At 69.9% G+C, this 12,483-nt stretch carries 10 protein-coding genes; 4 read left to right on the top strand and 6 right to left on the bottom strand.

The annotated features are described in order from the left end of the window. Positions 1-65: 65 nt before the first annotated feature. Complete coding sequence (locus V6V47_RS01575) at positions 66-2,348, top strand: FdhF/YdeP family oxidoreductase (protein ID WP_334626098.1); 2,283 nt, start codon at positions 66-68, stop codon at positions 2,346-2,348. A gap of 109 nt (positions 2,349-2,457) precedes the next feature. Here V6V47_RS01575 and V6V47_RS01570 read toward each other — a convergent pair whose 3' ends face one another. Next, positions 2,458-4,053, bottom strand: a complete 1,596-nt coding sequence (locus V6V47_RS01570; protein WP_334626097.1) for a tannase/feruloyl esterase family alpha/beta hydrolase — start codon at positions 4,051-4,053, stop codon at positions 2,458-2,460. Between the two features lie 231 nt (positions 4,054-4,284). Between V6V47_RS01570 and V6V47_RS01565 the strand changes: the two genes are divergently transcribed. Beyond that, entirely contained in the window at positions 4,285-4,902 is a 618-nt protein-coding gene (locus V6V47_RS01565; RefSeq protein WP_334626096.1) for a sigma-70 family RNA polymerase sigma factor, read from the top strand. Between the two features lie 161 nt (positions 4,903-5,063). Here V6V47_RS01565 and V6V47_RS01560 read toward each other — a convergent pair whose 3' ends face one another. Next, entirely contained in the window at positions 5,064-5,516 is a 453-nt protein-coding gene (locus tag V6V47_RS01560; protein WP_334626095.1) for a hypothetical protein, read from the bottom strand. 171 nt (positions 5,517-5,687) lie between these two features. Further along, positions 5,688-6,635, bottom strand: coding sequence for a methionyl-tRNA formyltransferase (locus V6V47_RS01555; protein ID WP_334626094.1), 948 nt, complete (start codon positions 6,633-6,635; stop codon positions 5,688-5,690). Between the two features lie 197 nt (positions 6,636-6,832). Here V6V47_RS01555 and V6V47_RS01550 point away from each other — a divergent pair, with 197 nt between their 5' ends. After that, positions 6,833-8,206 carry a lysine N(6)-hydroxylase/L-ornithine N(5)-oxygenase family protein gene (locus V6V47_RS01550; protein WP_334626093.1) on the top strand — a complete coding sequence of 458 codons (1,374 nt, stop codon included), beginning with the start codon at positions 6,833-6,835 and terminating at the stop codon, positions 8,204-8,206. A 60-nt stretch (positions 8,207-8,266) separates the two neighbouring features. Here the strand turns inward: V6V47_RS01550 and V6V47_RS01545 are convergent, their stop codons facing one another. From V6V47_RS01545 to V6V47_RS01535, 3 genes are read right to left on the bottom strand one after another with little or no spacing between them, the layout of a single operon-like run. Next, entirely contained in the window at positions 8,267-9,094 is an 828-nt protein-coding gene (locus tag V6V47_RS01545; RefSeq protein ID WP_334626092.1) for an ABC transporter ATP-binding protein, read from the bottom strand. A gap of 2 nt (positions 9,095-9,096) precedes the next feature. Beyond that, positions 9,097-10,161, bottom strand: coding sequence for a FecCD family ABC transporter permease (locus tag V6V47_RS01540; protein ID WP_334626091.1), 1,065 nt, complete (start codon positions 10,159-10,161; stop codon positions 9,097-9,099). Beyond that, entirely contained in the window at positions 10,158-11,237 is a 1,080-nt protein-coding gene (locus V6V47_RS01535) for a FecCD family ABC transporter permease (RefSeq protein WP_334626090.1), read from the bottom strand. Before V6V47_RS01535 ends, V6V47_RS01540 begins: the two co-directional genes overlap by 4 nt. A 194-nt stretch (positions 11,238-11,431) precedes the next feature. On the opposite strand from V6V47_RS01535, the gene V6V47_RS01530 reads away from it, so the two are divergent. Then, positions 11,432-12,406, top strand: a complete 975-nt coding sequence (locus V6V47_RS01530) for an iron-siderophore ABC transporter substrate-binding protein (RefSeq protein WP_334626234.1) — start codon at positions 11,432-11,434, stop codon at positions 12,404-12,406. The last annotated feature ends 77 nt before the right edge of the window (positions 12,407-12,483 follow it).

Below are 12,483 nucleotides of genomic sequence, written 5' to 3'. Positions count from 1 at the left end.
CGAAGTGCCGGGGCGTCGGCGCACCTGTCGCCGCGGATCGCACCGGAGGAGAGGCAGGAAGCAGCATGGGCACGATCGAGGATCCCGGCGACGACCTGTCCGTCACCCCGCCGAAGACGTGGGCGGCGGGTGTTCCCGGGGTGGCGCACGCGATCGGATACTCGCTCTCCGCGAACAGTGTCGGCCGAGCGGCGTTGACCCTGCTCAACGTCAACCAGGCCAAGGGGTTCGACTGCCCGGGGTGCGCCTGGCCCGAGTCCAAGCGCCGGCACGTGAACGAGTACTGCGAGAACGGCGCCAAGCACGTCAACGACGAGGCCACCACCCGGCGCGTCACCGCCGACTTCTTCAGCCGTCACTCGATCGCCGAGCTCGACGGCAGCTCTGACCGTTGGCTCAATCAGCAGGGTCGGTTGACCGAGCCGATGGTCAAGCGGCCGGGCGGCACCCACTACGAGCCCATCGGGTGGGACGACGCGTTCGACCTGATCGCCCGGGAACTGCGGGAGCTCGACTCCCCGGACGAGTCGTTGTTCTACACCTCCGGCCGGCTCAACAACGAGGCCGCCTTCCTGCTCCAGTTGTTCGTGCGCGCGTACGGCACCAACAACCTGCCGGACTGCTCCAACCTGTGTCACGAGTCGAGCGGATCCGCGTTGCGGGAGACGCTCGGCACGGGTAAGGGCAGTGTCTCGCTGGAGGACATCCACCACTCCGACCTGATCCTCGTGGTGGGCCAGAACCCCGGCACCAACCATCCGCGGATGCTCACCGCGCTTGAGCAGACCAAGCGCAACGGTGGCACGGTCGTGGCCATCAACCCGCTGCCCGAGGCCGGGCTGATGCGCTTCAAGAACCCGCAGGAGGTCAGCGGGGTGATCGGCCGGGGCACGCCGATCGCCGACCAGTTCCTGCAGATCCGTCCCGGTGGCGACCTCGCCCTGTTCCAGATGCTCAACCTCCTGCTGCTGGAGGCCGAGGCCGCCGCGCCGGGCACGGTGCTCGACCACGAGTTCATCCAGCGCGACACGACCGGGTTCGACGCCTTCGCCGAGTACGCCCGGAAAATCACCTGGGACGACGTACTGACCGCCACCGGGCTCACCCGGGCCGAGATCGAGGAACTGCACGGGCGGGTGCTGGGCAGTAAGAAGGTCATCGTCTGTTGGGCGATGGGGCTCACCCAGCACAAGCACGGCGTTCCGACGATCCGCGAGATCGTCAACTTCCTGCTGCTGCGGGGCAACATCGGCCGGCCCGGCGCGGGCGTGTGCCCGGTGCGCGGCCATAGCAACGTGCAGGGCGACCGCACCATGGGCATCTGGGAGAAGCCGCCGGACTGGTTCCTGGACGCCCTGAGCCGGGAGTTCGCGTTCACGCCACCGGTCGAGCACGGGCTCGACTCGGTCGCCGGCGTCCGCGCGATGCGCGACGGTCAGGCCAAGGTCTTCATCGGTGTGGCGGGGAACTTCGTCCGCGCCATGTCGGACAGCGCGGTGACCGAGGAGGCGCTGCGGCGCTGCCGGCTCACGGTCCAGATCTCCACCAAGCTCAACCGCTCCCACACCGTCTGCGGCGAGACCGCACTGATCCTGCCGACGCTGGGGCGCAGCGACCGGGACGTCCAGGCCGCGGGGGAGCAGTTCGTCACCGTCGAGGACTCGATGAGTGAGGTACACGCCTCCCGGGGCCGGCTGGACCCCGCGTCGGCTGCCCTGCTGAGCGAGGTCGCGATCATCTCCCGCCTCGCCCGACGGACGCTCGGGGACGAGCCCTCGATCCCCTGGGAGGAGTTCGAGCGCGACTACAGCACCGTCCGGGACCGCATCGCCCGCGTGGTGCCCGGCTTCGAGAACTTCAACGAGCGGGTGGCAGCGCCCGGTGGCTTCCGCCTACCCAACCCGGTCAACGCGGGCATCTACCCGACAGCGAGCGGCAAGGCGGTGTTCACCTGCAACGAGTTCACGATGCTCGGCGTCCCCAAGGGTCACCTCCTGCTCCAGTCGCTGCGGTCGCACGACCAGTGGAACACCATTCCCTACGCCATGAACGACCGTTACCGGGGCATCCACAACGCCCGTCGGGTGGTGATGGTCAACCCTGCCGACCTGGCCGAGCTCGGGCTGTCCGACCGTCAGCTGGTGGACATCATCAGCGTGTGGCACGACGGGATCGAGCGTCGCGCCCCCGAGTTCCGGGTCGTCGCCTACCCGGCGGCCCGGGGCTCGGCGGCGGCCTACTTCCCCGAGACCAACGTCCTGGTCCCGCTCGACAGCGTGGCCGAGATCAGCAACACCCCGACATCCAAGGGCATCGTGGTGCGCCTGCAACCCGTCGACGCGAGCTGACGGACCGGCGCGCGCGACCAGGGCTCGCCGGCCCCCCCGGGCCGCCCACGCGCCCAGAGACGGCGGCCCGGGCGCTGAGAGAGCGGGGCCCCCCGTCATCTCAGGGGAGTCAGGCGCGGACGCAGCGGTAGTTCGCGGCCGAGTCGGTGGCGCCGTGGCCGGTGTAGCGCGCGACCATCGGGTAGCGGCAGACGGGGTGGCTCACGGTCGTGCCCTCGGCGTTGGTGCCGGAGGCGGGCAAGGTGGTCGGGGCCTTGCCCTGCTCGACCCACCTGGTCAGGGCGGCGAGGGCGTCGTCGTCGCTCACCGTCGGCCCGGTGGCGCCGCAGTGGTCGACGCCGGGCAGCAGGAACAGGCGGTAGAAGTCGTCGACGTTCTTGTTACCGCCGAAGTTCCGGTTGACCCGCTCGCGGTATTCGACCGTCGCCTGGGTCGGGATCAGCTGGTCGGCCTGGCCGTGCCAGCTCAGCAGCTTGCCACCGGCCCGGGCGAACGCCGACAGGTTCGCGTCGTCCGTACCGATGATGGAATTGAACTGCTTCTGCGACGACGCGAAGAGCTGGTGGAAGGTCCTGTAGTTGATCTTCGATAGGTCGTACGCCGGGTTCCGCGTGACGAAGTACTTGACCCAGATGTTCGAGACGAAGAACGGGTTGCCCGGCGCGGCGAGGTACGCGAAGCTGGCGCCCTTGTTCGGCCCCGGGTAGCCCTGCGGGCCGGCCCAGATCTTGTTCACCGCGTCGGCGACAGCCTTGGAGATGGTGATTGTCTCGCCGTCGCAGGAAACCTTGTCGCCAACCAGCTTGCGGGCGTCCCAGTGGCAGTTCTGCGGGACGTCGATGATGCCGTCCTGGACGCCGTCCAGGGTGTCGCAGGCCTTGATCGCCGCGGTGTTGAAAGCCTCCAGCTCGCAGGGGCTGGGCGCGACCTTCTGCTCGTTGAAGACGGCCTGCGACCAGGCGGTGCCGACCGCGAACCGGTCCCAGTTGACGGCGGGGGCCTTGGCGAGGATGCCGTTGAAGTCCCGCGGGTAGGCCTGAGCCTCCGAGTAACCCTGGCGGCCTCCGGTCGAGCAGCCGTTCCAGTAGGAGTAGCTCGCCGCGTGCTGGTAGAAGTTCTTCGTCACCTCCTTGCCGACGACGGCCAGGTCGTGCAGCGAGCGGGAGGCGAAGTTCTCCAGCAGCGGAGTGTTGACCTCGCCGGCCGGGGTGAGTGCCCAGCCGCTGACGTCCAGCGGGCTGGCGCCGACACCCGCGTCGGTGGCGGCCGTGGCGTACCCGCTCTTGACTCCGACGACCAGCGGGTGCAGGAACTCGCCGGCGAGGTACGCGCTGCCACCGGTCGCCTGGAAGCGGCCGTTCCAGTCCTTCCCGTTCTGCGGGAGCGAGACCTTGATGTTGACGTGGTCGTTCGCTCCCGGGTGGCTCACCGTGACGGTGATGTCGCACCAGGCCGGCACGCCGGCGATCGGCGGGTAGTCGGGCAGCGGCGGCGCCGACGGGAACGTGACGGTGCCGCCGGCGTTGGCGACAGCCGTCACCTTCTCCACGGTGGCACCCTGCGGAGCGGAGACCGGAACGGCGGCGCAGGTCGCGGCGACCCGCGAGCCGCTGTCGGCGGCGACGGCGTTGGCGGCCATCGGCACCAGCGATGCGGCGGCCGGTAGGACGGCCGCCGCCATCAGGACGATAAAGCGTCGTTTCATGCCCGTCACCCTCACCCGAAGTGCGGGTGCGTCGCCCCCGTGACTCCCACTGGGGCGACCACGTGTGGCTCCCGAAGATCCGGCCGGTGGCAGTTGGTGGGCGGGCCCGCCCGCTCGCCGCGGCGTCGGCTCCCGCAGGTCCAGGGTGTCGACCCGTGGTGCATACCGGCTCGGCGGCCTTGGCCAGCGGGGAGGGTGGGAAGCGTACGGAGAGCGACCCACGAGGGGGCGATGACTGCTGTGACTCGGACCGATGCCGGCGCCGCCCGGGCTGACGCGGAGGCACGACTGAGCGAGTTGTACGCCGAGTACGCGCCTGCGCTCTCGCGGTTCCTGTCCGGGTTCACCAACGGCAGCCCGTACGGCGCGGACGATCTGCTGCAGGAGACCATGATGCGGGTCTGGCGCCGGCTCGGTGATGTGCCCGCCGAACCCGACAGCACCCGCCGCTGGCTGTTCACCGTCGCCCGCAACGTGGGCATCGACGCCGTGCGCCGTGCTCGGTCGCGGCCCGTGTGTGTCGAGCTGTCCGATGGCGTGTCGGCGGCGTCCGTGGACAACACCCTGGAAACCGTCGTTGCCCGGGACTCGCTGCGCACAGCGTTCGGCGCGCTCAGCGACACCCACCGCGACGTCCTCGTCGAGCTGCACCTCGAGGGCAAGTCCGCCGCCGAGGTGGCCCACCGGTTACGGGTGCCGGAGGGGACGGTCAAGTCGCGCGCCTTCTACGCATTGCAGTCGCTGCGGCTGGCAATCGGTCAGACGGCGCAACCGTCTCGTCGGCCGTCGCCACGGGTCCGTCATGCCACCCGTCCGGTTGCCGGGTCGCCGTCGCTGGAGGCGGCGTAACCACCGCGCACCCGCAGCGCATTCGTGATCGCCTGTCCGCGTACGTCACGTTCGTCTTCTTGTCGCCGCGAGGGCCGGTGCGACCAGCGCCGGGTGCTGGCGTCGTGCTGGCGTCGTGGACGCCAGCGCGAGCCACCACCGTCGACCTCGCGACCGCTACATCAGAGTCGGGACGCGTTCCGCGCCTCGATGGCCTTGACGGTGTTGCTCAACGCCTTGTCGAGTTGACCCTTGGCAACCGTCCCGAGCAGGAACCCGACGATCTTGCCCTTGAGGTTCTTGCCTTCGCGGATCACCACGGCGTCCAGGACGGTCAGTCCGTCGGAGCGCCGGGTCAGGGTGTACGTGTGCCCCGAGGCACCGCCCCACAGGTTGGAGTCGACGGTCTTCATGATGATCCGGTTCGGCGCCGACCAGTCGTACTCGAGCCGCTCCCAGACGCCGCCGGAGCCCTCGGTGACGTCGGCCCAGGTCGCGTCCTGGTGGTGCACCTTGAGCTGATCGTCGGCGCTGGCGCTGAAGAGCTTCGAACGGCCCGGCCCGAAATCGGTGATCCCGGCGACGAGTTGTTCCGGTGTCGCGGTGGTCGTCTTGGTCATGCGAATGGTGGACATGCCGGCTCCCTGCTGAAAGGTCGTGACTGCCCCTCCAGCCTCGCGGAATCCGGGCCCCGTCGAGCCGGTCGGAGACCCTGGTCTCGCACACTGGTGCGGGGGGACGGCTCAGCGCCGCCCTGAGCGGTGGCCGGCGGGTGCGTACCCGCCGGCCACCGACTCCAGCAGGCATCACGGGTGGTTGGTGAGGTACCCGCCCATGATCGAGAAGTAGTCCTGTGCGGCGTACTCGGTGCCGTCCTCGGTGCGGACCCTGGTGATGAGCAGGCCCGGGTTGCGGCCGTGGCGCGCATCGGCGCCGGCGACGATCGCCACGCCGTCGCCCTCGCGGTAGAAGATCCGCCCCGGCGTGCCACCGTACCGAGCCTCGGAGACCTCGGCGGCCAGGACGGCCAGCCGCTTGCCGCGGTGGTACGTGTACGCGCTCGGGTAGGGGTAGGACTGCGCGCGGACCAGCCGGTCCAGGTCTTCCGCGGGCCAGGTCCAGTCGATCCGGCAGTCCTCGTCGGCACGCTTGTGGAAGAAGCTCGCCCGTGACCGGTCTTGCCGGACCCAGTCGGTGCGGCCCGAGGTGAGGAGCGCGAGACCGTCGACGGTGATCGGGCCGAAGAGCTCGAGCGTGCGGTGGAACAGGTCCGTCGTCGTGTCCCGCGGGCCGACCGGCACCGCCCGCTGCAGCACGATGTCCCCGGCGTCGAGGGTCTCGTCCATGACGTGCGCGGTGACGCCGACCTCCTTCTCGCCGTTGATCAGCGCCCAGATCAGCGGGGAGAAGCCCGCGTACGCGGGCAGCAGCGAGTCGTGCACGTTCAGCGTGCCGAACCGGGGAAGGTTGAAGATCTGCGGCGGGATCCAGGTGCGCCAGTTGGTGGCCACGATGACGTCGGGCTCGGCGGCCTTCAGCTGCGCCAGGAGCTCGTCGTCGTCCGGGCGGTTGCGGAGCAGGACCGGCACACCATGCTTCTCGGCGAGATCGGCGACTGAATCGTCCCAGATCTTCTCGTAGGCATGGTCGCTCTTGGGGTGGGTGACGACCAGCACTACCTCGTGTTCGGAGTCGAGCAGCGCCTGCAGGGTGCGGTGCCCCCAGGTCTGATATCCGAACATGATGACCCGCATGGGCGATGTCCTCCTTCGCGTCAAAGTCCGCAGTGGACTCGAACTTCGCACCGACGTGGCTTGATGTCGCCGTGGCGCCGATCGTACTATAGGTTAGCCTTGCCTAAGTGGCACAGGGTGTTCGTTGGCGTACGTCCTGCGCGGGCGTCGATCGTTTCCATACCCGGGCGTGGCCCGGCCCACTTGATGGGACGCGTATGTCAGAGGAACTTTCCGGTGGCGAGCGGTCAGTCCATGACCTTGTCGGTGTCGGGTTCGGGCCGTCCAATCTGGCCCTGGCGATTGCGGTCGCCGAGCACAACGCTGACCTGCAAGGGAGGCCCGGCGGGCGGGCCGTGACCGCCACGTTCGTGGAGCGTCAACCGCAGTTCGGTTGGCACCGGGGGATGCTCCTCACGGACGCGACCATGCAGGTCTCCTTCCTCAAGGACTTGGTCACGCTGCGTAACCCTCGGAGCGACTTCAGCTTCCTCAGCTATCTGCAGAGCCGGGACCGGTTGATCGATTTCATCAACCACAAGAACTTCTTCCCGTCCCGGGTCGAGTTCCACGACTATCTACAGTGGGCAGCGGACCGCGTCGACGGCAACGTCGCCTACGGCCACGAGGTGGTCGCGGTGCACCCGGTGACCCACGCTGGTGAGGTCACCTCCTTCGACGTGGTCGCCCGCGACGTGGCCGGCGCCAGCGAGCCGCTCATCCATCGGACCCGCAACCTGGTGCTCGGCACCGGCCTGGTCCCGCGACTGCCGGACGGCGTGACCGCGGACGCCCGCATCTGGCACACCCGCGACCTGCTGCCCAACGCGGAACGTCTGAAGGGCATGTCGCCGTCACCGTCGCGGATCATCGTCGTCGGCGCCGGGCAGAGCGCCGCCGAAGCGGTGGACTACCTGCACCGGGAGTTCCCGGCCGCCGAGGTGTGCGCGGTGATCACCCGTTACGGCTACAGCCCGGCCGACGACAGCGCGTTCGCCAACCGGGTCTTCGATCCGGCTGCGGTGGACGACTACTACATGGCGTCGCCGCAGGTCAAGCAGATGATTCTGGATTACCACGGCAACACCAACTACTCGGTCGTCGACCACGATCTCATCGAGGACCTGTATCGCCGCGTCTACCAGGAGAAGGTCCGCGGTGAAGAGCGGCTGCGCCTGCTCAACGTGTCGCGGGTGGTCCAGGCGGTGCGCTCGGGGGACCGGGTCCAGACCGTCGTCGAGTCGATGATCACTGGCTCCCGTACGGCGCTGGACGCCGACGCGGTCGTGTTCGCCACCGGCTACCGGACTCCTGACCCGGCCTGGCTGCTGGGCGATTTCGCCGAGGAGTTCCAGCGCGACGACGCGGGCCAGGTCCGGGTCTCCCGGGACTACCGCATCGAGACCACGCCACGGGTACGGGCCGGCATCTACCTGCAGGGCGGCACCGAACACACCCACGGCATCTCGTCCTCGTTGCTGTCCAACACGTCGATCCGCTCGGCGGAGATCCTCGATTCGATCGTTGAGTACTCGGAGTTCGCAGATCCCCTGGCGTTCGACTCGCCGCCAGCCGCCTCGTACGCGGGCTGAGACGGGGTTCCCGGCACCGCGCCGGCCACCACCGCGGCCGGCGCGGTTCGCGCGGGTCATTCAGCCGGCCGGCGGGGCACCCAGGGGCGCGAGGTGGTGCCGCCCGGCCGGGATGATCAGGGGAGTGCCGCTGATCGGGTCGACGGTGATCTGACAGTCGATGTCGAACACCTCGGCCACCATCTCGGTGGTGATCACGGCCGTCGGATCTCCCTGCGCGACGATCCGGCCGCCCTTCATGGCGACCAGGTGGTCGGCGTACCGGCAGGCCTGGTTGAGGTCGTGCAGCACCATCACGATGGTTCGGCCGTCGCGCCGGTTGAGGTCGACCACGAGGTCGAGGACGTCGATCTGGTGCGACAGGTCGAGAAACGTGGTCGGCTCGTCCAGCAGCAGGACCGGCGTCTCCTGCGCCACCGCCATGGCGATCCAGGCGCGTTGCCGCTGCCCGCCGGAGAGCTCGTCGACCGGCCGGTGCGCCAGGTCGGTCATGTCGGTGGCGGCGAGCGCGGCGGTCACCGCGGCCTCGTCCGACGTCGACCACTGCCGCCACCAGGTCTGGTGCGGTGAGCGGCCCCGGCTGACCAGGTCCGCCACCGTCAGGCCGGCAGGCGTCACGGGGGACTGGGGCAGGATGCCCACCTGGCGGGCCACCTGACGCGTCGGAAGGCCGTGGATGGCCTCGCCGTCGAGGCGTACGCACCCGGCGGCCGGGGGCATCAGCCGGGCCAGCGCCCGCAGCAGCGTCGACTTGCCGCAGGCGTTGGGGCCGACGATCACGGTGATCCGGCCGGTCGGTAGGTCGAGGTCGAGGTCGTCCACGACGATCCGGCCGGGGTACGCCAGCCGTAGCCCCTCGGCTCGCAGGTCGGGTTGGTGCCCGGTCATCGTCAGCCTCCAGTGCCGGCTCGGTTGGCGCGCGCGAGAAGCCACAGCAGGAACGCCGCGCCCAACGCGCCGGTGACGACGCCGACCGGTAGATCGGCGTCCGGGATGAGGTACCGCGCGAGCAGGTCGCTGGCGAGGACCATGAACGCCCCGGTCAGTGCGGAGGTGACCGGCGGCGGGGTGGCCTGGCCGGCGAGCCGTTGTGCCACCTGCGGCGCCGCGAGGGCGACGAACAGCACGGGGCCGGCCGCCGCGGTGGCGAAGGCCACCAGCCCGACGCCGGCGATGAGAAGGCCGAACCGGGCACGTTGGACCGGCGTGCCGAGGCCGCGGGCCACGTCGTCGCCGAGCGACAGGGTGCGGCTCCACAGGGTGAGCAGCAACGTCGCGGGCAGCAGCACACCGACCGCCACGGCCAGCGGCAGCACCGTCTCCCAGCCGCGGCCGTTGATGCTGCCGACCAGCCAGCCGAACGCCTCCTGGGCCTCGTGCAGCTTGGCGCGGGTCAGCAGGTAGTCCGTGGCGCTCGTGCACATCCAGGCGATGCCGATGCCGATGAGGATGATGCGATATCCACTGGCCCCGCGCCGCCAGGCGAGCAGGTAGATCAGCAGTGCCGTGGCGAGCGCGCCGAGCACTCCCAGCGTCGAGCTGCTCAGCCCCGCGCCGGTGCCGAGCACGATCCCGCCGACGACCGCGGTGGTCGCCCCGGCGTTGATCCCGATCATGTCCGGGCTGGCCAGCGGGTTCCGGGTGATCGTCTGGAAGATGGCGCCGGAGACCGCGAACGCCGCGCCGACGAGCAGGCCGGTCAGCGCGCGGGGCAGCCGCAGCTCGCGTACGACGAACGCGGGACCAGGCTCGTCGGAGCCGGCCAGGGCGCGCAGGACGTCCGGCAGACTGACGGGATAGTCGCCGAGCGTGAGGCTGACGCAGAACACGGCGAACGTCGCGGCGGCCAGCGCGACGCAGACGGCCAGGGTTCGTGGCCGCAGGACGCCGGAGATCGGCGGTGTGGTCAGCCGGAACGCGCCGGGCCGGATCGGGGTGGTTCGGGTGCTCGTCACAGCTCGGCCACCCGTTGACGCCGGACCAGCGCGATGAAGAACGGGCCACCGAGGAAGGCGACGACGATGCCGGCCTGCACCTCCTCGGGTCGCGTGACCACCCGGCCGACGATGTCCGCGAACAGCAGCAGGCACGGTGCGAGCAGGGCCGTGACCGGCAGCAACCATCGGTGGTCCGGTCCGGTGATCATCCGGGTGACGTGCGGTACGACGAGTCCGATGAAGACGATCGGGCCGGCGATGGCGACCGCGGTGCCGGCCAGCAGGGTGATCGCCAACACCGCCTGGATCCGGATCGTGCCGAGTCTGCGACCCAGGGCGATCGCGGTGTCGTCGCCCAGCGCGAGGCTGTTCAGTGCGGGCCCGGCCGCGATAGCGAGCAGCACACCTGCGGCCAGGAACGGAGACATCCGCCACAGCAGCCCCGGATCGGCGCCGGTGAGCGAGCCGGCCGACCAGAACCGGAATCGGTCCAGCGCCTGGGGATGCCGGAGCACGATCGCGCTCGTGCACGATCCCAGCAGGAAGGTGAGCGCGATGCCGGCCAGGGCGATCTTCACGGGCGTGGCGCCGCCGTGGCCGAGGCTGCCCAGCAGGTGGACGGCCACCGCGGCGGCGAACGCTCCGGCGAAAGCGAACCAGACGTACCCGGTGGCCGAGCTCACGCCGAGGCCGGCCACCGCGACGACGATGGCGAACGACGCGCCGGCGCTGACGCCGAGTAGCCCCGGGTCGGCCAGCGGGTTGCGGGTGAGGCCCTGCATCAGCGCGCCGGCCAGGCCGAGCGCCGACCCGACCAGGACGGCGCAGATGGTCCGGGGTAGTCGCACCCCCCAGACGATCGCGTCGACCTGCGGATTCGCCACCCGGGCGGCGGCCCGGTCGAACACGGCCCGGTACACGTCGTCCAGCGGGACCGCCTTGCTGCCGGCGGCGAGAGAGAGCACGCAGAGGCCCAGGAGGATCGCGGCCACGGTGATCACGAGCGCGGTCCGGGCCGGTGCCGTCAGGGCACGCCGTTGTGGGCTTCCGCTCGACCCGGTCACGGTTTCCGCGTCCGCAGTAGCCGTCCTCATCCTGCCTCCATGGTGGAGATGCTAAGGGTTGGCTACCTTTCGTTGAGCGGACCACGGTCCCTTGTTACTTAGGATAGCCTCACCTATGATGTGGCCGATTGTGTCGCCTCGTCGGAGGGAATCCGTTGCTCACGTCGCCGAGATCCACCGCGCACCCGCGCGTCCACCGCAGGAGCCGCTCGGCCGTGACGCGGATGACCGCCGCGCTGGCAGCCGCCGTCCTGGCCCTCACCGCCTGTGGTGACTCGAAGCCCGCCTCCGACCCGCAGTCGAGCGCCTCCGCGGCCACCGGTTTTCCGGTCAGCGTGCAGCACAAGTACGGCACCACCGAGATCGCCGCCGCGCCCACCCGCGTGGTCACCCTCGGGCTGAGCGACCAGGACCCGGTGCTGGCACTCGGCGTCGTCCCGGTCGGCGCGATCGACTGGTTCCTGGAGCGTCCGTACGGTAAGTGGCCCTGGGCGCAGCCGCTCTGGGCCGGCAAGACCCCGGAGATCGTCGGCGAGCGCGACGAGTACAACCTGGAGAAGGTCGCGGCCCTCAAGCCGGACCTCATCATCGGGCTGTACTCGGGCATGAGCAAGGACCAGTACGACAAGCTCTCGAAGATCGCGCCGACCGTCGCCCAGCCCGTCGGGTTCGACGACTACGCCGCGCCGTGGCAGGACATGACCCGGCTGGCCGGCAAGGCCCTCGGCAAGGAGGCCAAGGCCAACGAGCTGATCGCGGCCATCGACGCCCGGCTGGCCAAGCTCGCGGCCGAACACCCGGACTTCGCCGGCAAGTCGGTCGCCGTGGTGGAGCCGTACGAGCCCGGCAAGTACGCGATCTTCGCGCCCAACGACCCGAAGGTCGTCCTGCTGACCAAGCTCGGCTTCACCGTGCCGAAGGCCATCGTGGACGCCGCCGGTAAGGAGTACGCCGCCGAGATCGGCTCCGAGCAGCTCTCCCTCGTCGAGGTGGACAAGCTGGTCTTCCTCACCGCGGACGCCTCGACCGAGTCCACCGTCAAGGCGGACAAGGTGTACAGCACGCTCAAGGTCGCCAAGGAGAACCGCGCGGTGTTCCTGCCGTACGAGGAGCCGCCGCTCGGTGCCGCGCTGTCGTTCAGCACGGTGCTGAGCATCCCGTACGCCCTGGATCAGCTCGTACCCCTGCTGTCCAAGTAGGACACTCAGCACCGACCGTCCACCGAACCGACTTCACCACCGAGGGGCGGTACTTCACTGTGCCCGAAAGTTTTCCG

Origin of the sequence: Micromonospora sp. CPCC 205539 (assembly GCF_036906815.1) — a bacterium.
Classification (GTDB): Bacteria; Actinomycetota; Actinomycetes; order Mycobacteriales; family Micromonosporaceae; genus Micromonospora.
The sequence above is the reverse complement of the archived record's forward strand: the minus strand, read 5'-3'. Positions and strand labels throughout refer to the sequence as shown.

Bases quoted from the DNA above. Each gene is read 5' to 3' on its own strand.
- V6V47_RS01575 (WP_334626098.1), top strand. From the start codon at position 66: ATGGGCACGATCGAGGATCCCGGCGACGACCTGTCCGTCACCCCGCCG.
- V6V47_RS01570 (WP_334626097.1), bottom strand. From the start codon at position 4,053: ATGAAACGACGCTTTATCGTCCTGATGGCGGCGGCCGTCCTACCGGCC.
- V6V47_RS01565 (WP_334626096.1), top strand. From the start codon at position 4,285: ATGACTGCTGTGACTCGGACCGATGCCGGCGCCGCCCGGGCTGACGCG.
- V6V47_RS01560 (WP_334626095.1), bottom strand. From the start codon at position 5,516: ATGTCCACCATTCGCATGACCAAGACGACCACCGCGACACCGGAACAA.
- V6V47_RS01555 (WP_334626094.1), bottom strand. From the start codon at position 6,635: ATGCGGGTCATCATGTTCGGATATCAGACCTGGGGGCACCGCACCCTG.
- V6V47_RS01550 (WP_334626093.1), top strand. From the start codon at position 6,833: ATGTCAGAGGAACTTTCCGGTGGCGAGCGGTCAGTCCATGACCTTGTC.
- V6V47_RS01545 (WP_334626092.1), bottom strand. From the start codon at position 9,094: ATGACCGGGCACCAACCCGACCTGCGAGCCGAGGGGCTACGGCTGGCG.
- V6V47_RS01535 (WP_334626090.1), bottom strand. From the start codon at position 11,237: ATGAGGACGGCTACTGCGGACGCGGAAACCGTGACCGGGTCGAGCGGA.
- V6V47_RS01530 (WP_334626234.1), top strand. From the start codon at position 11,432: ATGACCGCCGCGCTGGCAGCCGCCGTCCTGGCCCTCACCGCCTGTGGT.